General features: G+C 62.4%; 20 protein-coding genes and 1 tRNA gene. 14 read left to right on the forward strand and 7 right to left on the reverse strand.

The features are described 5' to 3' along the window. Positions 1 to 37: 37 nt before the first annotated feature. A complete protein-coding gene (locus tag Amn_RS11925; protein WP_286297230.1) occupies positions 38 to 871 on the reverse strand; it encodes a helix-turn-helix domain-containing protein in 834 nt (277 codons plus the stop codon). Between the two features lie 163 nt (positions 872 to 1,034). Between Amn_RS11925 and Amn_RS11930 the strand changes: the two genes are divergently transcribed. Next, entirely contained in the window at positions 1,035 to 2,273 is a 1,239-nt protein-coding gene (locus Amn_RS11930; RefSeq protein ID WP_286297233.1) for an aminomethyl transferase family protein, read from the forward strand. A 26-nt stretch (positions 2,274 to 2,299) separates the two neighbouring features. Then, positions 2,300 to 3,346: a GlxA family transcriptional regulator gene (locus Amn_RS11935; protein ID WP_286297235.1), complete on the forward strand. Its 1,047-nt coding sequence runs from the start codon at positions 2,300 to 2,302 to the stop codon at positions 3,344 to 3,346. A gap of 151 nt (positions 3,347 to 3,497) precedes the next feature. Here the strand turns inward: Amn_RS11935 and Amn_RS11940 are convergent, their stop codons facing one another. Further along, entirely contained in the window at positions 3,498 to 4,019 is a 522-nt protein-coding gene (locus Amn_RS11940; RefSeq protein ID WP_154385593.1) for a hypothetical protein, read from the reverse strand. Positions 4,020 to 5,686: 1,667 nt separating this feature from the next. On the opposite strand from Amn_RS11940, the gene Amn_RS11945 reads away from it, so the two are divergent. Both Amn_RS11945 and Amn_RS11950 read left to right on the forward strand, forming a co-directional pair. Continuing rightward, positions 5,687 to 7,810: a phage tail tape measure protein gene (locus Amn_RS11945; protein WP_286297237.1), complete on the forward strand. Its 2,124-nt coding sequence runs from the start codon at positions 5,687 to 5,689 to the stop codon at positions 7,808 to 7,810. 112 nt (positions 7,811 to 7,922) lie between these two features. Next, positions 7,923 to 8,174 carry a hypothetical protein gene (locus tag Amn_RS11950; protein WP_286297239.1) on the forward strand — a complete coding sequence of 84 codons (252 nt, stop codon included), beginning with the start codon at positions 7,923 to 7,925 and terminating at the stop codon, positions 8,172 to 8,174. 67 nt (positions 8,175 to 8,241) lie between these two features. Here the strand turns inward: Amn_RS11950 and Amn_RS11955 are convergent, their stop codons facing one another. Next, positions 8,242 to 8,478 (reverse strand): hypothetical protein, encoded by a 237-nt coding sequence (locus Amn_RS11955; RefSeq protein ID WP_286297241.1) that lies wholly within the window; start codon positions 8,476 to 8,478, stop codon positions 8,242 to 8,244. A 187-nt stretch (positions 8,479 to 8,665) separates the two neighbouring features. Continuing rightward, positions 8,666 to 8,965 (reverse strand): helix-turn-helix domain-containing protein, encoded by a 300-nt coding sequence (locus tag Amn_RS11960; protein WP_286297244.1) that lies wholly within the window; start codon positions 8,963 to 8,965, stop codon positions 8,666 to 8,668. A gap of 89 nt (positions 8,966 to 9,054) precedes the next feature. Between Amn_RS11960 and Amn_RS11965 the strand changes: the two genes are divergently transcribed. From Amn_RS11965 to Amn_RS11995, 7 genes are all read left to right on the forward strand, one after another. Further along, complete coding sequence (locus Amn_RS11965) at positions 9,055 to 9,819, forward strand: hypothetical protein (RefSeq protein ID WP_286297245.1); 765 nt, start codon at positions 9,055 to 9,057, stop codon at positions 9,817 to 9,819. A gap of 75 nt (positions 9,820 to 9,894) precedes the next feature. Next, positions 9,895 to 10,371 carry a hypothetical protein gene (locus Amn_RS11970; RefSeq protein WP_286297247.1) on the forward strand — a complete coding sequence of 159 codons (477 nt, stop codon included), beginning with the start codon at positions 9,895 to 9,897 and terminating at the stop codon, positions 10,369 to 10,371. Next, on the forward strand, positions 10,368 to 11,228 hold the full coding sequence (locus tag Amn_RS11975) for a head maturation protease, ClpP-related (protein WP_286297249.1): 861 nt from the start codon (positions 10,368 to 10,370) through the stop codon (positions 11,226 to 11,228). The genes Amn_RS11970 and Amn_RS11975 overlap by 4 nt, the downstream gene beginning before the upstream one ends. Positions 11,229 to 11,240: 12 nt before the next feature. Further along, positions 11,241 to 12,317 (forward strand): phage major capsid protein, encoded by a 1,077-nt coding sequence (locus Amn_RS11980; RefSeq protein WP_286297252.1) that lies wholly within the window; start codon positions 11,241 to 11,243, stop codon positions 12,315 to 12,317. Positions 12,318 to 12,329: 12 nt separating this feature from the next. Continuing rightward, positions 12,330 to 12,641, forward strand: coding sequence for a DUF2190 family protein (locus Amn_RS11985; RefSeq protein ID WP_286297254.1), 312 nt, complete (start codon positions 12,330 to 12,332; stop codon positions 12,639 to 12,641). A 114-nt stretch (positions 12,642 to 12,755) separates the two neighbouring features. Then, the gene (locus Amn_RS11990; RefSeq protein WP_286297256.1) at positions 12,756 to 12,953 is read left to right on the forward strand and encodes a hypothetical protein; all 198 of its coding nucleotides are present in this window, start codon (positions 12,756 to 12,758) and stop codon (positions 12,951 to 12,953) included. 175 nt (positions 12,954 to 13,128) lie between these two features. After that, positions 13,129 to 13,980: a tyrosine-type recombinase/integrase gene (locus Amn_RS11995; protein ID WP_353622428.1), complete on the forward strand. Its 852-nt coding sequence runs from the start codon at positions 13,129 to 13,131 to the stop codon at positions 13,978 to 13,980. A gap of 47 nt (positions 13,981 to 14,027) precedes the next feature. Here the strand turns inward: Amn_RS11995 and Amn_RS12000 are convergent. Continuing rightward, positions 14,028 to 14,101: transfer RNA gene (locus tag Amn_RS12000), tRNA-Gln, on the reverse strand. 109 nt (positions 14,102 to 14,210) lie between these two features. After that, positions 14,211 to 15,155: a lysylphosphatidylglycerol synthase transmembrane domain-containing protein gene (locus Amn_RS12005; protein WP_286297260.1), complete on the reverse strand. Its 945-nt coding sequence runs from the start codon at positions 15,153 to 15,155 to the stop codon at positions 14,211 to 14,213. Between the two features lie 293 nt (positions 15,156 to 15,448). On the opposite strand from Amn_RS12005, the gene Amn_RS12010 reads away from it, so the two are divergent. Both Amn_RS12010 and Amn_RS12015 read left to right on the forward strand, forming a co-directional pair. Next, positions 15,449 to 16,807, forward strand: coding sequence for a Ppx/GppA phosphatase family protein (locus tag Amn_RS12010; protein ID WP_286297262.1), 1,359 nt, complete (start codon positions 15,449 to 15,451; stop codon positions 16,805 to 16,807). Continuing rightward, entirely contained in the window at positions 16,804 to 17,526 is a 723-nt protein-coding gene (locus Amn_RS12015) for an RlmE family RNA methyltransferase (protein ID WP_154385590.1), read from the forward strand. Before Amn_RS12010 ends, Amn_RS12015 begins: the two co-directional genes overlap by 4 nt. Here Amn_RS12015 and Amn_RS12020 read toward each other — a convergent pair. Then, on the reverse strand, positions 17,521 to 18,930 hold the full coding sequence (locus Amn_RS12020; protein WP_286297265.1) for an MFS transporter: 1,410 nt from the start codon (positions 18,928 to 18,930) through the stop codon (positions 17,521 to 17,523). The genes Amn_RS12015 and Amn_RS12020 overlap by 6 nt on opposite strands. 403 nt (positions 18,931 to 19,333) lie before the next feature. Here Amn_RS12020 and guaB point away from each other — a divergent pair, with 403 nt between their 5' ends. Next, entirely contained in the window at positions 19,334 to 20,836 is a 1,503-nt protein-coding gene (gene guaB, locus Amn_RS12025) for an IMP dehydrogenase (protein ID WP_286297268.1), read from the forward strand.

Consider the following 20,836-nt stretch of genomic DNA (forward strand, 5'->3'; position numbering starts at 1 on the left):
GCATGCTTCCGGCATGTCGCCTGTTTCGTCATTGAGATCAAAACGCGGTATTGCCGGGGTTTTCCAGCACGTCGCTCGGCGGGCGATAGCCCTTGTTGGCGCGAATCTCGGTCGGCGTCATCGCAAAATTCTGCCTGATGTGGCGCGAGAAATGAAACGGGTTCTTGTAGCCGCACTGATAGGCGATCTCGGAAACCGACAGGCCGCTTTGCAGCAGCAGGGCCCGGCCGCGATTGGCCCGCATCTGCCAGAGATAGCGCATCGGCGTGACGCCAAGGTGCTTGCGGAACGATGAGATCAGCTGTTGCGGCGACAGGTTGGCGATGGCCGCGAGCGCGCCGCCTGTGATGTCCTTGTCCATGTTTTCATCCATGTGTCGCTTCACCCTGAGGATCTGCCTGGGAACGAAGCGGTCGCGTTCGCTGAGCCGCGCCTCATGGAAGAAGGCGGTGTAGAGCGCGTAGCCAACGGCATTGCGCACGTCGTTGAGGCCGGTGCTCGAGGAAAAGCCGAGCTCGACGCCGATGCGCAGCAAAGCGGCCAGTCTTTCGGTCAGAGCGACGACAGGCGAGGCGCCGGCGAGCGGCGAGGGCCCGCTTGCCCAGATCTTGCCGGGCACGCCTTCGCACCATCCCACCCGGTGCAGGATGTCGCGTTCCATCTCGATCAGGAACAGGCGGTCATTCTTGAAGAAGGCGGCTTGCCCACCGGCAAGGGTCGTTTTCTCGTCGTCGCAGGTGACCCTGATCAACCCCTCATGGACGAAGATCAGGCTGACATACTGCCTCGACAAAGGTCCATAGACGCCGCCGCGGGAATAGGTCGCCTCGCCGAAGGCGAAACCGTGGCCGACGTCGACGATGGAGTCCATGCCAGCACACCCTCTGCTTTGTTCAGGTAAAGCAGAGTAAGGCCGCTGTTGGATAAATTCCATCCCGGCTTTCATCAGGGATATGCATTGCCGTTGGCGCGGTATTCTCTCCGCGCCCCGCTGGCTGCACAGTCAAGACACTCACGTCAGGAGGAGAAAGACAGTGCAGGACAAGGCTGAACTGGCAGGCAACGGCACACCGTTCCATGCTGCGACGAGCGCCGAGATGCGGACCACCTGGTGGTATCAGTGGGACAAATACATCGTCCCCGACGTCTATACGAGCATGCCGCAGGAACTGGCGGCGATCCGCAACGCGGTAGCCATGATCGACATGTCGCCGCTGCCCAAGATGGAGCTGCGTGGCCCCGACGCGCATCGCCTCGTCGACCGGCTGATGACCCGCGACATGACGCGGCTCGCGGTCGACCACGTGATGTATGCGCCATGGTGCAACCGCGACGGCCTTCTGGTCGGCGACGGCCTGGTTTTCCGCCTCGCGGACGACTGGTTCATCGTCTCGGGTGAAACAAGCCACGCATGGTTTGCCAGCCAGGCCGGCGGCCTGCAGGTTACGATCCGCAACGCCTCCGACGACTATGGCATCCTCTCTTTGCAGGGGCCGCGCGCCTTCGACCTGATGCAGGCGGCGACCGGCCGCGACTGGTCCGGTCTCAAATTTTCGCAGATCGGACGCGCTGTCATTGCCGGCCATGACATTCTTGTTGCCCGGCAGGGCTTCACCGGCGAACTCGGCTTCGAGCTCTGGGTGCCGAGGGCAGCGGGGGCTGCGGTGTGGCGGGAGCTAAAGGCTGTCGGCCAGCCATTTGGCGTTTTGCCGGCCGGCGAATATGCCGTTGACGTCGCCCGCATCGAGGCCGGCCTGATCCTGGTCTCGGCCGATTATAACGGCGCAGGTCCCGATCCCCGCACCGCGCGCGTCGACGTCACAGACGAATTGAACATCACGCCGATCGAGGCCGGCCTCGGGCGGCTGATCGATTTCGGCAGCGATTTTGTCGGCAAGCAGGCGCTTCAGGCGGCCGCGGCCGAGCCGGGGCGGCGCTTCGTCGGGTTGCACTATGACGCCAGCGCGATCGTCACCGCGGCTGCCGAAAACAGCGCTTACGGCACCGCACTGTCCCGGGTGTATTGGGGCTCGATGCCCATCTTCCACAAGGGTACCTCCCACGCCGGCAAACCGGTGGGCCGCGCCTCGAGCCTTGCCTTCAGCCCGACGCTGAAGCGCGCCATCAGCTTCGCTTTCCTGCCCGCCGAGCTGTCGTCACCGGGCACGGTTGTCGATGTCGAGCTGAAGGACGACGACGGTGCGGCCATCGGGCGGGTCACCGCCACCGTTGTCTCCTTGCCGTTCATCGAAATCCGCCGCTCGAAAGGCTGACATAACGACATCGGGAGGAGAGGCACGTGAACATCGCTCACAGGCCCGCATCGTTTGATCCGCAAGCCCGGCCGCGCGCCGCACGGGCTCTCTCCCCCGGCGCGTCCACGGCATCCGAGGTGTCGAGCTTCCAGATCCTGCTCCTGCCCGGTTTCTCGCAGCTCTGCCTGGCATCGATGATCGAGCCGCTCAGGCTCGCCAATTCATTGTCGGGCAGGGAGCTGTTCCACTGGCACCTGGCAAGCCTCGACGGCTGTCAGGTGGTCTGCGCCAGCGGCATGGCGCTGGCGGTGGCGGGCAATATCTTTGCCGAGGAGGCGGCGGTCACCGTGTGCCGCCACACAGCCGTGCTGGTCTGCGCCGGCGAGGGCGTCGAGCAGCACGCTACCTGCGAACTGCTCAGTTTCCTGCGCCGCATCCACCGCGCCGCCGTGCCGATCTATGCCTTGGGCACCGCGACCTGGCTGCTCGCCGACGCCGGGCTGCTCGACGAGGCCCGCTGCACCATCCACTGGGGCAAGATGGCGGCGCTGTACGAGACCTTTTACGGCCTTGCCATCGACGATGCACTGTTTGTCCGCGACGGCTCCATCGTCACCTGCGCCGGCGCGTTTGCCGGCTTCGACCTGGCGATGGATCTGGTGGGGCAGCATGGCGACGTCGAGCTGGTGCGCACCATCTGCCAGCATCTCGCCGCCGACCGCTGGCGCGACGGGGCGAGCGCCCAGTCGCTGCTGCCCGGCTTGCGTTTCGGCAGCGGCGGCAAGAAGCTGTCGCGCATCCTGCAGCTGATGGAGCGGAACATCGAGGACCCGCTGTCGCTTGAGGACATCGCCCGCGAGGTGTCATTGTCCAGGCGCCAGATCGAACGCCTGTTCGAGCGCCATCTGTCGACCACGCCGCGACAGCATTATCTCAGACTCAAGCTCCGCCGCGCCCGGCAGCTCATCGAAATGACCGAGATGTCGGTAACCGACGTCGCCGTCGCCTGCGGCTTCGATTCGGCGTCCTACTTCTCGAAAAGCTTCAAGGAACATTTTGGCATCCTGCCGAGCGTGCTGCGCGCGCGGTGAGGTGCGGGAGCAGGACGAGGGCGGTGCGCCGGGCGTGGGGCAGGGCCAGCCAGGCGGGCAATCGCCTCTCCAATGCATTGCATCGCCTCGCTTCGGTGCCGACAGACAGCCGATCACAGCAGGGTGCATCATAGGCAACCGGCTGAACTCTTCAGGTCGCGCCTAGCCGTTGCTTGACTCCGTCGAGGAAGTATTTCCGCGTCAGATAGCTCGATATCTGCCCCTGCTCGCTCAGCTTTACACCGACGATCGCACCGGCATCCGCCATGTACTTTGATGCATGTTTCGCGATGATGACGTCGGCATCATCGTCGAAATGGTTTGATCCGTACAGGATCATCATGACCTTCTGTGCGTGGAGCACGCCCAGCTTAAAATCGTCGTCCATCTCCCTCGTCGCCGTCAGGTAATTCTGTACGACCTCCCTGCCGCGAGCTCCCGTCAGCTTCGCCAGCGTGCTCGTGATCACTCTCCCCAAATCTTCGCCGGCGAGTTTACTGTTGGAGCTGAACGCAGCCAGCACCCGGATCATCCCGCCAAAATATCCAAGTACATAGGGGTCACGCCAAAACCCCGGCGGGATGCCGCCATCCATTTCCTTCAGTCGTACCAGTTGCACGCAAGCTTCTGTCGCCACGTTGACGGCATTTGCCTTCCGAATCCAACCGAACATCGCTCCCCCAGCCCGAACCCGGCAGCGGACGCCAGCTTAGCGTTTGAACCTGCCGACATAATCCCAGATTGCTTGATCAAAATTGTATTTGCCACGGATTGCAACTTACCAAACTTAGGCGTTCTCGGCTCTCTACATCTCCTTTGAAGTAGACATGCTGTCGCGTTCCAGGCGGGTTGGACGATGTCCACGCGGGCATAACCAGATCAGCTCACTCAGAAGGCAATCTGCGCCACGAAGTACATGGCTGCGAAGTTGCCAGCAGCCGAGACGGCCGCCTGCTGACTATGCGGAAGGAAGGTGCCGCTCCATGGCGTGCAGGGTGAGACAAGCGCCTGGCGGGGCATTCCTCCAGCAAAGCCGTGTAAGCCTCGTGTCGCCGGGCTCAGCGGAGTGCCCCCCAAGATGCTGATGGAGATAAAGGGGGAGGATTGGTATTAGGCTTTGGTGAGCAACCAAAACGGGGTCCGGCAGTACTGGAATGAATTCAGGGGCTAAAGGCTTTTAGAGAAAATTTGGCTGGGGAACCTGGATTCGAACCAGGACTAACGGAGTCAGAGGCCCTGCCATATCATTGATTTTCTGTCGTTTTTTCCCAAACCTAGGGAAAATGGCATCATGGAAAATCAACAGCTTAGCCAAGGATTGCAAACCGTAAATCCGATTGACCTAGGCGAGGCGCTCGCCGGTTCTGATGCGGATTACTGGGCCTCGGCCGTTGGGCGTGCGCGCGTCATTGAGGCGGCTGCGCGCTTGTTCGGGCGCAAAGCTGCAAGGCAGTTGTGGGCAGAGCTTGGCATGCCTGTCGTCGGTCGAAACCCCGGAACCCCCGATAGGGCTCTGGTGTCTCAGGTGTCGAGTTTCGTAGAGGCTGCTTGCCGGATTGATCCGGCCTCACGTGTCGCCGCGTCCGATCTATACTCGGCCTATCGGCGATGGGCTGAACAATCGGAAAGCGTTCCGCTCTCAATGACGATGTTTGGCCGGTGCATGACTTGCTTGCCTGTGGTCAAGTTCAAGGGCCGCACTGTTGCCTATGGGCTTTGCGTCTCGACCAGATCCCCGCACCCCACTTTTCCTCAGGAACGCACGCCGTAATCCCCTGCATTGATTTTGTTACGTTTTTTCTGCGGGAGTTTGCGACAGTTTGCGATACCCCGCGATAGTCCGGAAAATGCGAAATACATCGTAAAATCAATGTGTTGCGACAGTTTGCACCAGTTTATCGCGCCCCATACGTAAGAGAAAAAACTACGAGAAACAAAACTCCAACTATTGGGGTTAGCCAAACTGTCGCAACTGGTGTTGAAGCTCCATAAGTGTCTGAAAGTAATAGAGAAAGCCATTGATAGACTATCGCAAAACTCCCGCAAAACTATCGCAAAGGTATCGCGAGGTGGTTGAGGGCAGAGTAAGGGGCCCCCGGTCTAGGGACCGTTTGGGCAACCTGGCTACCTACGGGCAGAGAAGCGCCCGGGTCCTTTCCAGTCACACCGTGCGAGAAGTTGGGTTGTCAGGGTTGTCAGAGAGAGGGGCGGTTGTCAGCCGCACTGCACGACAGGATCAGAGGTAACGTAACCATGGCCATTCTCACCAGTAAGCTCATAGTCGACCTCATGGACGGCGTGACGCGGCCGGCGCGAGGGATCCTCGGCACGATGCGGCAGTTGCGCGCCGCCGGCGATGGCTTTCGTCAGTCTCAGGCTGCGATGGCGGTCCCGGTCGCGGGCGTCGTGCGCAATCTTGCCCTGTTCGGCGCCGGCGTCTTCGGGGTTCGCGAGGGGTTCCGCGGCACCGTCGGCGCAGCGTCGTCTTTCGAATCGTCCTTCGCCGATGTGAAGAAGGTGATCGACGGGACCGACGACCAGTTCGCCAACATGCGCCGTGACATCATTGCCCTGTCGAAGGATATCCCGATCGCGGCCGACGGCTTCGCACAGATCTACGCAGCCGCTGGCCAGTCCGGCATAGCCAATGAGGAGCTGAAGAGCTTTGCCGAGGCAACCGCCAAGGTCGCCACGGCATGGGAGACGCCTGTCGACGCAACCGGGGAAGCGCTCGCCAAGATCAAGACAGCGCTGGCCCGCGACGTGAAGGGCACGATTTCGCTCGCCGATGCGATCAACCATGTCGGCAACGTCTCGGCCGCGAACTCGCCTGACCTGCTTGAGTACACCAACCGCGTCGCGGCGTTCGCCGAAACGGCAGGCTTCTCGGCCGAGCAGGCGCTGGCCTTCGGCGGCGCCATGATCGGCTCCGGTTTCGAGCCGGAGGTGGCGGCAACCTCGTTCCGCAACATGGCGAAATCCCTGACCATGGGCGAGCGAGCCACGAAGGCGCAGCGCGGTGCGCTGAAGCTGCTGGGGCTGGACGCGACCAAGACCGCCAAGGGCATGCAAAAGAATGCGGTCAAGACAACGCTCGACGTGCTCGATCGCATCAAGAAACTGCCGGAGTACCAGCAGATATCGATTGCGGGCGCGCTGTTCGGGGACGAAGCGCGTGCGCTTGCGCCGCTATTCCGAGACTCTGCCGAACTGCGGCGCTTGCTGACGGAAACCGGCGATGCAGCGAAGTATGCTGGCTCGGCGTTCGATGAGTATCGCAAGCGGGCCGAGACGACGGCCAACACCTGGGAACGGCTGAAGAACAATGTCGCGGCCATCGGCATCGGCCTTGGCGACAAGATGCTTCCTGCCATCAACCAGGGCATGGCCGGCATCCTTGACGTGATGGCGACGCTGGGCGAGCGGGCGACTATCTTCGACCAGGTGGCCAAGGCAGCGCAGGGCTTTGCCCAAGGGCTCGGCTACAACGGCGGCATACGTGACCTGGTCAATGACATCGGCAAACTGATGCTCGGTGCCCCGGACGGCGCCAAGGCCGCTGACGACCTCGGCTACATCTTCATGCGCTTCAAAGAGTATGGGGCCGCGGTCCGTGAGTTTAGCTCGGCAGTGGCAGAAAATCCCATTGCGCAGTTCGTCGGCGAAATGGCCGGTCACGGCGGCAAGCTGATGTTGGCGGCGTTCGGCCTCGGCCTATTCGCCTCCTCCGTCACGAAGTTGGCGCGCGCCATGTTGTTCCTGTCGGGCGCATCTACGGCATGGGGCATCCTCAAGGGCATCGGTCGCCTGGGCGGGTTGGCCGTTGGCTCGGGCGGCGGCGGCATCGCCAAGGGTGGTTCGGCCGCCGCCGCTGGGGGCTGGATTGCCGAGTTGTTTCGCGGCTCAAAGGATCTGGTTGCCTCGGGCGCGCAGAGCAACATGCCAGGCCTGGTATCTAAAGCCGGAGGCAAACTACTAGGCTTCATGAGCCTACTTGGACGCGCCTCGCCCTACATCATGGCCGCAGAAGTCACCGCCAGAGCGTTTGCTGATTTGCCGCCAGCGGATCCGAAGATGATCCATCCTGAACGGATGCCTGACGCTCATAACCAATACAACAAGACAGTGCTGGGGCGGCAGGGCGGCACGCCGGTTATGCCAATGAACGAACCCGTTCCGTTCAGCTTCGGACAGTTGTGGCGCGACCTGACCGCGCCTGTAGGGAAGGGCCAAAGCGAGGTTTCTATCCTTGGCACGCCACCCGTGAGAGTTGCCGGCGGCGAAGTAACGATCACTAATCCGCCGGCGCGCCCGAACGTCAATCTTAACCTGGGCGGCATTCACCTGCACGGCGTGACGAGTCTCGAGGCCGTGGCCAGTCAGGTCGCATCGATCGTCGGGCAGAAGGTCAAGGAGGCTGTGAGCGGCGTTCATGCCGATGTCGAATACTCGGCGGGGCTGTGACGCAGCCATGAAGCGGAGTGCACTTCAAAGTCTCTTGGCCGGCAGCTTCGGCGAGCTTGTGACGATCCCCTGCAGGAGCTGTGGGCGGCAAGTCGCCGTAGGGTTCGAGCCGATGCGGGCAGCGTTCGATTTCTCCTGCAAGGAGTGCGGTGAGGCCGTCAATCCGTTCGAAGTCCTGGCGGCCAACCTAGTGCAGCATCGACAGGAGCTGGTTGACCTAGCCGACGCGGTCGGGTCCGCCATTAGGGTATTGGCCAAAGCCTATGGTCAAGACGCAGCTGTCAAAGAGCTAGGCACGCTGCTCGCGGCGAATGGCGATCACACGCCAGCCGCCGCTCGTTTCGTTGCCGCGCTGTCTCGGTGAAAGGGGGGTGCGTCTGCGATAGTTCGCGTTGGGCCAGCGTTTTGGTGGGGGCGGCGGGGGACAAAACCTACCGCAAGAGACCAGCTGCAGCCTGGATACGGGCGACCTGACTTTCGACCAGAGGCAGCAGAGCGTGGAAGGCGGGTGAATCGGCTGCGCCTTCCGGTACCAGCAGTCTAAGCGCAGCTTCTATCCGTCGGCCGGTGACCTTCACGCGTGCTTTTTCACATGCCTGAATGACCTGGGCGGCCAAACTGCCAGCGTACATGTTGGTTATCATCGTTGCGCTGACTTCGTCATCCATCGGCGATCCCTCCAGTCGATTGACAAAGCGCATCGTTGGATGAGTCTAGGGCCGTCGGCAAGGCCAGCCATGGCGAGTTGTCTCAACGCCGCTTTCGCGGTGGTATCTCGGACGCGACAGTTATGCGTCAGTCGCCCTATGCCGTGGGGTGGCGGGGAGCATATCCGATGTTAGAGGTGCAAGGACATTATGCCTTTTCGTCCTTAGACTTTATGGCCCGAAGCGCTTTGCTTGCCCTTTCTGCAACGTCCGCTTCGAAATTCTCTTTGCGAAGTCTAACACCAGGGCCTTCGCCGTTCGGATCGATAAAGATGATTCCCGCGTCGACTAGCGCCTCGCGAATTAGGTTACGTGCGATCTCGGAGATGTGCCTCCGTTGCTTCTCATAGTCCACAATGGTCGAAAGGCCTAAACCCGATTCTTTGGCGAGACGGGTCTGCGACCAGTCTAGAAGCGCTCGACCAGCCCTGGCTTGTGATGGTGTCATATATGTGGCTCAACAATTTTTGTTGACGCCGTTTCCGGCTGATGTATATCAATAATTATTGTTGATACCATGTCTCCGGAGAATTGCAAATGCCGAACGCCACCGTTCGGGCAGCCGCCGAAGGCTTGCCCACGCTTAACCGTCGCAATTTGATTGCCGGCGCGGGAGTCTCACTAGTGTCGCCCGCTTTCGCCAGCAACGATGTTGCCCAGCATCCTTGGGTTCGCGCGCGGCAACTTTCCGACGAACTTGCCGATGTAATGAGTGAAGTGGAAGGTGGGCGTTGGCGCGCTGAAGTCTGGCCGGGGTCGCGTGGCGAATACCCGGTTGCGTTTTTCGTCATAGACGGTCCTTCGCCGCTGGCTGGATTAGTTGCCGACTACAGGTGGAAAGAGGCCGAGGATGAGCAGCTTTACGCCGAATATTGCGAACTTCTGACGGCTACTGTGTTGCCCAGGGTGGCTGTGAAGATCGGCCACCGACGTGTTGTCGATCCGGAAACCGGCGCGCCGTCCTGGGACCAATGGACGGCCGAAACCCCTGAAGACATCGACCGCTATTTGAAGGCGGGGATAAGCGTCGAAGTGGACCAGGAGCGTGCCGCGGCGATTACCAATCTCCAGGACCTGCAAGTCGCTCACGACCGAGCCTGGGAAAGTTCGGGGTTGGCGGCTGCCGAGCGGGCAACCGAAGCCGCGTATGATGCAAAATATCGCGCGCGCCAGGAAGTGTTCGCCTATCGACCGGCGACCCTGGCTGAAGTGTCCTCGAAGAACGAATTCCTCGCTGAACTGCTGGGAAGTGGGTTCCAGTTTAGCCCCGAGGATCTCGGGGCGGTGTTCGGACAAAAATAAACTGTCGGAAAGTATTGACAGTTTGTCAGAGCATGCGCAATTTGAAGCTCTGACAAACTGAAAGAGGTTCGCGCAATGGATCACCCAATCAGCCTTAAACAGGTTGCGGAAGTGCTTAACGTTCATCGCAGTCGCGTAGAGCAGGCGATTTCGCGCGGGCAGTTTCTGCCCCGCCTGTTTTCTGAACCCGGCAAGCCGCGCGAATGGACGGTGTCGGAGGTGATGCGTCTCGCGGTTTTCTTCGATCTTGTCGACAACATTGGGATGGACCCGAAGGACGCCGGCCGTCTGACGCAGGGCGGCCTATATGGGTTCAAGGACGGCGCAGCAATTTTCGTCGCCTGGCAAGGCGAGCACGCATCCGCGACTTATCCGGAAGGCTCGAACGAGCCGCTTCGCGCCGAGGTTCCCGGCGCCTGGTATGGCGAAATTCTGCGCGCCCACGATGCCGGCGAGTTTGTCACGAACAGCTGGGTTCATCGCAGTGTCTTGGTCAATCTCGACCGGATCGAGGCGCAGCTGCAGGCCGAATGGCCGGGGAGGACCGCGTGAGCGTCTATCAGAACGGCGAAATCGTTCTCTACGGCGCCGTCGGCTTCGAATGGCCGGGAGAGGGCGGCTTCCGCGCCTCCGATGTGCTGGAAGCGTTGGCCGAGCATGGCCGAGGCAATGACATTGTTGTACGCATCAATTCGGGCGGCGGGTATGCCTACGACGGTATCGCCATTTTCAATGCCTTGTCTGCCCATAAGGGCGAAGTTCACATCATCGTCGACGGCGTTGCCGCGTCTGCCGCCTCAATCATCGCCTTGGCGGGCGCAAAGATTACGATGCGCTCGGGCTCGCTGCTGATGCTGCACGAACCGGCAGTGCTGACGCATGGAACGTCTGATGATCATCAGCGAGCCATTGCCTCTTTGGATCGGCTCGCAGAACAAATGGCATCCATCTATGCCGAGCGCTCCGGTAACGATCTGACTGCAGTTCGGGCTGCGATGCGTGCCGAACTATGGCTCACTGGCGACGAGGCGGTCGAGCAGGGCTACGCAACGGAAGTCGAGCATTCTTCCGCTATTGCTTTTGCAGCCTTTGACTACCGGCTGTACGCCCACGCACCAGAGGCGCTTACGAACCTTGCGCACTCTAAGAATTGGAGTGTCCCCGGCCTCGCAACTTCGTCGGCTAGAGAAACCGAGGGCGGACGCGCCGATCGTCTCGAAAAAGAACTGAACGAACTCAAGGCGTCGGTGCAGAAAACTGCCGACACAGAGGCGCAGCGCGGCCAGTACGAGGCCGAACGGCTGGAAGCACATCGCGGGCCGCGTGTTTCTGGGCGCCCGTCGCCGAGAAACGGCAGCCACACTCCTAGCCGTCCGACCTCTTGGGACGAGTTCATCACGCGCACCTGAGGAAAAGGAAACATGACGACAGCACCAGCACTCACCCCCAATCCGTTGCAAGGCTTTGATCCGCTCGCGGTCGGCCTGCTCGCTCGCTACAGCCCTGGCATCGTTCGCGCCGCTTTCGGACAGGATGCAGTCCGGTCCAATCCCGCTGTAGGCTTCCAGGATGTCGTGTCCTCGCTCAACGCCAAGGTTGGCGGGCAAGCCCGCTCGATCATGGCGATGATGACCAGCGATGATTTCGTGCAGATCATGCGGGACGCCACCGGCGTTGCCGCCCTCGCGTCCTACATCATGAACTATCCGGACATCATGCGTATCTCGCACGAGACGCATGACATCGAGGACTTCAAGCCTGTCAAGCGTGTCCGGGTCGGGCTCTTTCCGGAACTCAAAGAAGTTCCTGAGGGCGGCGAGGTCCAGTACGGCACGGTGAGCGACAAGGCCGAAGAATATTCCGCCACGATTTTTTCGCGCCTGATCGAGCTAACCATCCAGGCGATCCAGAACGACAATCTGGGCCTGCTCATGCTGCCGTCGCTTCGGATCGGCGAGACGCTGGCCGATCATAAGGCTAGGCTGATCGTGAACCGTATCACCAGCAACCCGGCAATGTCCGACGGCAACGCCGTATTCCATGCTGATCACGGCAATCTGGCTTCTCTCGGTAGCGCTCTCGACGTCAACGGCCTATCGGACGGTCGGCTCGCGATGCGTCGCCAGAAGGACCTCGACGGCGAGCGTAGCGTAAGCATCGAGCCGGCATTTCTGGTCGTGCCGCCCGAGCTCGAAACCAAGGGCGAGCAATTGCTGGCGACGCTGTCGGCGGCGAACTCCGATGATGTCAATCCGTTCAGCGGCAAGCTGCGCCTGGTTGTCGAGTCTCGCTTTGCCGATCCGAAGGCTTGGTATCTGTTTGCTCGTCCTGAGCGGCAGATGAGCCTGGAGCATGGAACCGTCAACGGGATGGAGGATCCGGAGGTTCGGTCGGAGGCCCCGATTGGCAAACTCGCCGTGGCCACCCGTGTAACCACGACGTTTGCTACGGGCTGGCTCGACCACCGCGGCGCGTACAAGAACCCGGGCGTCGAATAGGAGAAACCAGCTATGAAGAACCTTGTTCAAGACGGAAACACCGTCGAGCTTACCGCGCCAGCCGATGTTGAGCCGGGAGATATTGTGAATGTCGGCGTCATCATCGGAATTGCCGTGCACGGCGCACTGACCGGCGATCCGGTGCAAACACGCCTCGAGGGCGTGTTCAACAAGCTGCCGCTGAAGGCGGGGGACGCATTCACCGCCGGCGTCCTAACTTATTACGATGCTGCGGCGAAAATGCTGACCACCACGGTCGGCAGCAACAAGAAATTCGGCGTGGCGCTTGGCGGCGGAAAGTTCCGCCTCAACGGATCGTTCTGATTTAGATCGGCAGGGCTGTGGTTCGGTTTGAACAGCCTTGCCAAGGGCGGGCGTGGGTTCCTTTCAGGTCTCCGGTCCCACGTCCGCCCGCCGACATTCGAGTGGAAGATAGCCATGGCCCGACACGTCCAATTCAAGCAGGTTGACCTGGTTCGCGCGATCAAGGGCGCGACGGCTGCTGGGGTCAACATCGGGCGCGTTGAGATTGACCCGGCAACTGGCAAGATCGTGCTGGTCACCTCCGCAGAGGTAGCGGTCGAGGCCGGTAATCCCGTCGACGAGTGGATGAAGCGCCATGCACGTTCGGCTTAAGGGCATCCATAGCGCCACCAAGCGCCTCTCCGACGGCAGTACCCGGAAGTATTATTACGCTTGGAAGAATGGTCCCAGGCTACCAGGAAAGCCGGGAGAGGCAGAGTTTCAGGCTGCCTACAACGCAGCGGTAGCTCGTAAGGTTCAGTCCCCGACTGGGACGTTGCTCTCAATCATGCAGGGCTTTCAGGCGTCCTCCGATTGGGATGACCTGGCTGAGCGGACCCGCAAGGATTACGTGAAGCTCATCAAGCTCATTGAACAGAGATTTGGCGACTTCCCCCTCGCTGGCCTCGTAGATCGCCGCACGCGCGGAATTTTCATGGAGTGGCGCGACGAGCGCGCCAAGGCCTCGCGTCGCCAGGCTGACTACGGCTGGCAAGTGCTAGCCCGGATACTGTCATGGGCGCACGGCCGAGGCCTTGTCATCGCGAATCCTTGTGAAAAGGGAGGGCGCCTCTATCGCGGCAGCCGGGCCGACAAGGTTTGGACGGATGACGATGAAAAGGCATTCCTTTCAAGCGCACCGGCGCACCTGCACCTCCCGCTGCTACTTGCTCTCTGGACGGGGCAGCGACAAGGAGATCTGCTCCGGTTGACTTGGATGCAGTACGACGGAACGGATATTCGACTGCAGCAGTCCAAGACTGGCACCCGCGTTGTCGTGCCGGTCGGGAAGCCGCTACGCGATATTCTGGACGCTCGCCGCCAGAAGGCAGGACTGATGTTGCTGAACAGTGATGGCGAGCCTTGGACCGCTGATGGTTTCCGCTCGTCCTGGCGCAAGGCCTGCATGGCCGCTGGGGTTGTCGGCGTGACCTTCAATGATATTCGCGGCACGACAGTCACGCGTCTCGCGCTCGTCGGTTGTACAGAGGCTCAGATTGCGACGATCACCGGCCACACGCTGCGCGATGTCCGCTCGATCCTCGATTCGAACTATCTGCACCGCGATCCCGAATTGGCCCGCATGGCTATAAGGAAGCTCGAAACGCGAACGAAAAAAGCAAACCGACCGACAAACTGACCTGAAATGTTCTGACTGGAAAGATGAAAAAACGTAGGAAAATCAATTGGCTGGGGAACCTGGATTCGAACCAGGACTAACGGAGTCAGAGTCCGTGGGTCTACCGTTAACCTATTCCCCAGCAAGGCCGATCTGGTGTCGGCCGCGACGCTTGTTCAACGCCGCCGGTGCGCGCCTTTTAGCCGCCGCCGGGAAATAGTCAACCCCACAGACAGCGGCAATTTTGGTTTTCAGCTCTTGTCCGTGTTGCCGCTGCGTCCGAACTGCGAATGCTCGAACCCAAGCACGGCGACGATGCCGAGAATGAGCGGAATGATGAGATAAAACAGGCGGAAAACCAAAAGCGCGGCAAGCACTGTCGCCGGGTCCATTTCCGGCAGGCCGGTGAGGAAAACCACTTCGAGCACGCCGAGGCCGCCCGGCGCATGTGATGCCTGCGCCACCGCAAACGAGACCAGGAAGATGCCGAGCACGATCAGGTAGCCGGGATTGTTCTCAGTGGGCAGGGCGAAATAGATGATCGCAGCCGCTGCCAGGATTTCCAGAGGGCCGATGATCAGCTGGCGCGCGACGATGGGCAGGGACGGGTAATAGAGGCGGAAGCTGCGGATGGCGAGCGGCTTGAGATGCAGCCAGCTGCCGAAGACGTAAGCCGCGACTGATACGAGCATGGCAATGCCGAGTGCGATCCACCAGCCTTCATGGCTGCCTTCGGTGTAGCGGTCGAGCAGGCCGGGCTCGAGCAGAATCACCACGGCGCCGACAAAGACGCTCGACAGCACGAAGGTGAACCAGCAGATGCCGACAAGGACGCCGACGTCCTGGCCGGTCAAACCCTTGCTGGCATAGGCGCGATAGCGGATGACGGCGCCCGAAAACACCGAGCCGCCGATATTGTGCGACAGCGCATAGGTGGTGAAGGAACAGACGGTGACGAAGAACCACGACACGCGTTTGCGCAGGTGCAGAAGGGCGATGTGGTCATAGCCGGCAAGCGCGGCATAAGCGACGACGGAGCTCAATGCCGACAGGATCCAGCCATGCGACGGGATGGCGGCGAGCCCGCTCCAGACATCGTTGAGGGAGATTTCGCGCCACTCATTGTAGAGCAGCCAGGCAGAAACGGCGACGGCGCCGAGCCCGATGACGGGCCAGATAAAGTCCTTGATTCTCATGCGGCTGCGCTTGCCCACTCCTTTCGGTCTGGCGTTTCGATACCTCGTATTGTGGCTATGCGTCCGCTCGCACGACCGGGTGGGGTTCCAGCTTTGCCCCATCAAAGCCGGCTATTCAACCCGAGCTGCGGTTTTCTGTGCGCAAGCCCGGCGCGTCCGGCATGCCGGGCGGCAAATTACGACGCGGGCGGCCTTGGTGATCGGCGCGCACGCTGATACTGTGGCCGCAACACAAGATGAGATGCGCGTGCAGCGTCCGAAAGGTTCGCGCGGCGCCAGAAGGAAGTTGCAAGGTGAAGGACCGCGAGCCCGGCGCTGACGCGTCGGATGCGGGTGTCTCCCGGGATGGGTCGTCGCGTCACAGCGCCGGCCGATCTCAAAAGGGCCGTCAGGCCGCCGCACGACCGGTCAACGGTCACGGCCAAGGGGACGCTGCGCAACACAAGACAAAGACCCGGAAAAGGCGCAAGCGCCGGCGCGGGCGCAAGGTTTTTGCGCGCGATGGCGCACAACCCGTTGCCGGCGGCGGACAGGCTGAAACAGCCATCCCGCCGGCCGCACTCAAGCCGAACATGCCGCCGGCAAAACCTGGTCCCGCACCCAGGCCGGATCAGGCCGAGCTGGCACGTCGCGTGCCGACGGCCGAGCTGCCGGTCTTTGCCGCGCTCGACCTCGGCACCAACAATTGCCGCTTGCTGGTCGCCGTACCAGGCAGGCCCGGGCAGTTCCGTGTCATCGATGCCTTCTCGCGCATCGTCAGGCTGGGCGAGGGACTGTCGGTATCGGGGCGGCTGGGCCAGCCGGCGATGGACCGCGCCGTCGAGGCGCTCAAGGTCTGCAGCGACAAGCTGCGCAACCGCAAGATCCGGCAGGCGCGGCTGATCGCCACCGAAGCCTGCCGCACGGCAGCGAACGGGGCCGAGTTCATCGACCGCGTCGAACGCGAAGCGGGCCTCAAGCTCGAGATCATCGACCGCCAGACCGAGGCGCGGCTTGCCGTTTCCGGCTGCGGCTCGCTGGTCGAGCGCGACACCGACGGCGTCGTCCTGTTCGACATTGGCGGCGGCTCGTCCGAGATCGCGCTGATCGACGTCTCGCGCCATCGTTCGCCGCGCCTGGCGAATCATATCGTCTCGTGGACCTCGCTGCCTGTCGGCGTCGTCTCGCTCGCCGAGCGATTCGGCGGCCGCACGGTGACGCGCGAGATCTTTGCCGCCATGGTCGAGGATGTCGCGACGCGGCTGCGCGCCTTCGACGGGCGCGACCGCCTGAGCCACATCGTCTCCAGCCCGAAATTCCACCTCCTCGGAACGTCTGGAACGGTGACCACGCTGGCCGGCGTGCATCTCGAACTCGACCGCTACGACCGTCGCCGCGTCGACGGCCTGTGGATGGACGGCTCAAGCGTCGACCGCATGGTCGAAAAAGTGCTCGGCTGGGATTTCCAGCAGCGCGTCGCCAATCCCTGCATCGGTGCCGACCGGGCCGACCTGGTGCTCGCCGGCTGCGCCATTCTCGAGGCGATCCGCGCGGTGTGGCCGTCGGAAAGGCTGCGTGTCGCCGACAGGGGCTTGCGCGAAGGCATATTGAGCGAATTGATGGCCGATGACGGCGTGTGGCGCCGCAACTGGCGAAACGGACAAATGAGATGACCAAGAAGCCGACTAAGCCGGAGGTGGCGGCAGGCGCGACACGCGTGATGCGCACCAAGATCAAGAAGAAGCGCGGCCTCAAGGAATCGTCGCGCCGCTGGCTCGAGCGCCACATGAACGATCCTTATGTCCAGCGCTCCAAGGCCGACGGCTACCGCTCGCGCGCGGCCTACAAGCTGATCGAGATCGACGACAAGCATCATCTGCTCAAGCCCGGCATGAAGATCATCGATCTCGGTGCCGCGCCCGGCGGCTGGTGCCAGGTGGCGGCGGCCCGCACCGGCTCGACCGCCGAGAACCCGCATGTCGTCGGCATCGACTATCTCGAAATGGATGCCGTGCCCGGTGCGCCCGTGCTGCTGATGGATTTTCTGGATGACGCCGCGCCGCAGCGGCTTTCGGAAACGCTCGGCGGCGCCCCCGACGTCGTGCTCTCCGACATGGCGGCGCCGACGACGGGCCACCGCCGCACCGACCACATCCGCACCATGCATCTGTGCGAGGTCGCCGCCGATTTTGCCATTTCGGTGCTCAAGCCGGGCGGCCACTTCCTGGCCAAGACCTTCCAGGGCGGCACCGAGGCCGAGCTCTTGAACCTGCTCAAGCAGAATTTCCGCAGCGTCCATCACGTCAAGCCGCCGGCCTCGCGCGACGAATCGGCCGAGCTTTATTTGCTCGCCAAGGACTTCAAGGGCAGGGCTGCCCCCGACCCGTCATAGCTGTTGCGGCTCTTCGACTGTGGGCCTCTGCCCGCCATGACCTGAAATAGCCTTGCCGGCGTCGGGCGCCAGCCGCGCGAACAAAAGCATCGGCAGGGCCGTGATGACGGCAATGACCAGGAAGGCGAAGGTGAAGCCTGCGCCGCCGATGGCCTGGCCTGTGAACACGCTCCACAACTCCAGCGCGCCGCCGCCGACGGCAACGCCGAGCGCCACCGTGATCTGCTGGGCGGCCGCCGAAATCGCCGTTGCCTGGCCGCTCTGCGCCGGCTCGATATCGGCGAACACCAGAGCGTTGGTGGAGGTGAAGAACATCGAGCGCAGGAAGCCGGCGAGGAACAGCACCGACAGGATCAGCAGGTAAGGCGTCTCGGCCGTGAAAAAGCCGTTGGCGGCGATCAGGCAGGCCGAGCAGCCCGAGGCGACCAGAAGCACGGTGCGGAAGCCGACAGTGCGCAGGATGCGCGGCGCCACGAATTTCATCGTCAGCGCGCCCGCAGCGGTTGCGAAGGTGATCATGCCGGACTGGAACGGCGTCAGCCCGAAGCCGAGCTGGAACAGCAGCGGCAAGAGGAACGGCGTCGCGCCGACGCCGATGCGGAACAGCGATCCGCCCGCAATGGCCGTCCGGAACACCGGGTTGGAAAACAGCTTGAGCTGCAGCAGCGGGTAATCCCTGCCCCTGGCGTGCCTGACATAGAGCAGGGCGCTGATCACGCCGATGCCGATGGTCACGACGCCAACGACCGGCGGCAATGCCGGCAGGCTGACGACCGACAGGCCGAAGACGATGCCCGAGGCGGCGATGGCCGAGAGGAAGAAGCCTGTGACGTCGAGCGGGCGTGTCGGCTCGGGCGGGATTTCAGGCAGGAAACGCCCGGACAGCCAGATGCCGATCGCGCCGATCGGGATGTTGATCAGGAAGATCCAATGCCAGGCAAAGAAGGTGGTGATGAAGCCGCCGACCGGCGGGCCGATCAGTGGGCCGATGAGGGCAGGGATGGTCAGCGTCGCCATGGCCGACACCAGCCCGCTCTTCTCAGTTGTGCGCACCAGCACCAGGCGCGCCACCGGCGTCATCATCGATCCGCCCATGCCCTGCAGGAAGCGCGCCAGCACGAACTCGCCTAGGGAACCAGAGACGGCGCAGGCGACCGAGCCCAGCATGAACACGCCGATGGCGACGCGGAAGACCAGCTTGGCGCCGAAGCGGTCGGCCATCCAGGCGCTGATCGGGATGAAGATGGCGAGCGAGACGAGATAGGCCGTCAGCGCCAGCTTGAGCGCGATCGGGCTCGTACCGATGTCGGTGGCGATCGCCGGCAAGGACGTTGCGATGACGGTCGAATCCATGTTCTCCATGAACAGGGCGACGGCAAGGATCAGCGGGGTGGTTCTGTTCACGCGGGGCAAGTCCGGGGGGCAGGAAGTCTGACGCAAGGCGGTCGCTGGTTCGACCGCAACCGAGCGTTATCACGGATGCCTTGATATGTCCGTAGCCAGCGCCTTTTGCAATTCAGGGCCAGATACTTCGAGGTGCCGGCCTCGCGGGCATAACGCATCGTCTCGGCGATGCGTTCCGAGGTTGGCGGATGTGTCGACAGGAAGTCGTTGTCGTCCTTGCCGCCATGTTTGTCGTGCCGGGCGCAAGCCGGCCGATCTGCGCGGCGTGCAATTGGCCGTCATCATGCGCTTTTCATCGCTTCGAAGACGTGGTACCAGCCACCGCCAATCCTGAAAGGGAAAAGACGAGTCGACGCTGCATACCAATGGTTCCAGCGTCCCTTCACGCATTCCGAGGTTGGCCATGGCAAAAATCATCGAATCCTCCACCGGCGCTCTGGCGCTGACCTTTGACGACGTGCTGCTGCAGCCCGGCCATTCCGAGGTCATGCCCGGCGAGACCGACATCAGCACCCGCATTGCCGGCGACATCGACCTCAACGTGCCGATCATTTCGGCGGCCATGGACACAGTGACCGAGGCGCGGCTGGCGATTGCCATGGCCCAGGCCGGCGGCATCGGCGTCATCCACCGCAATTTCACCCCGGTCGAGCAGGCCGAGCAGGTCCGCCAGGTCAAGAAGTTCGAATCCGGCATGGTGGTCAATCCCGTCACCATCGGCCCGGATGCCACGCTGGCCGACGCGCTCACCTTGATGCGCACGCATGGCATTTCAGGCATTCCGGTCGTCGAGAATGGCGGCACCGGCGGTCACCAGACCGGCCGTCTTGTCGGCATCCTGACCAACCGCGACGTCCGTTTCGCCTCCGACCCTTCGCAGAAGGTCTATGAGCTGATGACCCGCGAGAACCTGATCACCGTCAAGGAGACGGTCGAGCAGGACGAGGCCAAGCGCCTGCTGCACCAGCACCGCATCGAAAAGCTGCTCGTCGTCGACAAGCATGGCAATTGCGTCGGCCTCATCACCGTCAAGGATATGGAGAAGTCGCAGCTCAACCCGAACGCTTCCAAGGATGCGCAGGGACGCCTCAGGGCGGCAGCGGCCACCAGCGTCGGCGATGACGGCTTCGAGCGCGCCGAACGGCTGATCGATGCCGGCGTCGACCTGCTCGTCATCGACACAGCGCATGGCCATTCGCAGCGCGTGCTCGACGCAGTTGCCCGCGCCAAGAAGATTTCCAACTCGGTCCGCATCATGGCCGGCAACGTCGCCACCGCCGACGGCGCCCAGGCGCTGATCGATGCAGGTGCCGACGCCGTCAAGGTCGGTATCGGACCAGGCTCGATCTGCACCACGCGCATCGTCGCAGGCGTCGGCGTGCCGCAGCTTTCGGCCATCATGTCGGCCGTCGAGGCTGCCCAGAAGTCCGGCGTCACGGTCATTGCCGACGGCGGCATCAAATATTCGGGCGATCTGGCCAAGGCGCTTGCCGCTGGCGCCGGCGCTGCGATGATCGGCTCGCTGCTTGCCGGCACCGAGGAAAGCCCGGGCGAGGTCTATCTGCACCAGGGCCGCTCGTTCAAGGCCTATCGCGGCATGGGCTCGGTGGGCGCCATGGCGCGCGGCTCGGCCGACCGCTACTTCCAGGCCGAGGTGCGCGACACGCTCAAGCTGGTGCCTGAGGGCATCGAGGGCCAGGTGCCCTACAAGGGCCCGGTCGGCGGTGTGCTGCACCAGCTCGCCGGCGGCCTCAAGGCTGCCATGGGTTATGTCGGCGGTCGCACCCTGGCCGATTTCCGCGAGCGCGCCACCTTCGTGCGCATCTCCAACGCCGGCCTGCGCGAGAGCCACGCGCATGACGTGACCATCACCCGCGAAAGCCCGAACTATCCGGGCGGCATGTGA

Origin of the sequence: Aminobacter sp. Y103A (assembly GCF_030294925.1) — a bacterium.
In the GTDB taxonomy this organism is placed as follows: Bacteria; Pseudomonadota; Alphaproteobacteria; order Rhizobiales; family Rhizobiaceae; genus Aminobacter; species Aminobacter ciceronei.

What these genes read in the sequence shown, in the direction of transcription:
- Amn_RS11995 (WP_353622428.1), top strand. Translation starts at nt 13,129, where the DNA reads ATGCAGGGCTTTCAGGCGTCCTCCGATTGGGATGACCTGGCTGAGCGG.
- Amn_RS11940 (WP_154385593.1), bottom strand. Translation starts at nt 4,019, where the DNA reads ATGTTCGGTTGGATTCGGAAGGCAAATGCCGTCAACGTGGCGACAGAA.
- Amn_RS11980 (WP_286297252.1), top strand. Translation starts at nt 11,241, where the DNA reads ATGACGACAGCACCAGCACTCACCCCCAATCCGTTGCAAGGCTTTGAT.
- Amn_RS11955 (WP_286297241.1), bottom strand. Translation starts at nt 8,478, where the DNA reads ATGGATGACGAAGTCAGCGCAACGATGATAACCAACATGTACGCTGGC.
- Amn_RS11960 (WP_286297244.1), bottom strand. Translation starts at nt 8,965, where the DNA reads ATGACACCATCACAAGCCAGGGCTGGTCGAGCGCTTCTAGACTGGTCG.
- Amn_RS12015 (WP_154385590.1), top strand. Translation starts at nt 16,804, where the DNA reads ATGACCAAGAAGCCGACTAAGCCGGAGGTGGCGGCAGGCGCGACACGC.
- Amn_RS12005 (WP_286297260.1), bottom strand. Translation starts at nt 15,155, where the DNA reads ATGAGAATCAAGGACTTTATCTGGCCCGTCATCGGGCTCGGCGCCGTC.
- Amn_RS11950 (WP_286297239.1), top strand. Translation starts at nt 7,923, where the DNA reads ATGCGGGCAGCGTTCGATTTCTCCTGCAAGGAGTGCGGTGAGGCCGTC.
- Amn_RS11990 (WP_286297256.1), top strand. Translation starts at nt 12,756, where the DNA reads ATGGCCCGACACGTCCAATTCAAGCAGGTTGACCTGGTTCGCGCGATC.
- guaB (WP_286297268.1), top strand. Translation starts at nt 19,334, where the DNA reads ATGGCAAAAATCATCGAATCCTCCACCGGCGCTCTGGCGCTGACCTTT.
- Amn_RS11965 (WP_286297245.1), top strand. Translation starts at nt 9,055, where the DNA reads ATGCCGAACGCCACCGTTCGGGCAGCCGCCGAAGGCTTGCCCACGCTT.
- Amn_RS11970 (WP_286297247.1), top strand. Translation starts at nt 9,895, where the DNA reads ATGGATCACCCAATCAGCCTTAAACAGGTTGCGGAAGTGCTTAACGTT.
- Amn_RS11985 (WP_286297254.1), top strand. Translation starts at nt 12,330, where the DNA reads ATGAAGAACCTTGTTCAAGACGGAAACACCGTCGAGCTTACCGCGCCA.
- Amn_RS11925 (WP_286297230.1), bottom strand. Translation starts at nt 871, where the DNA reads ATGGACTCCATCGTCGACGTCGGCCACGGTTTCGCCTTCGGCGAGGCG.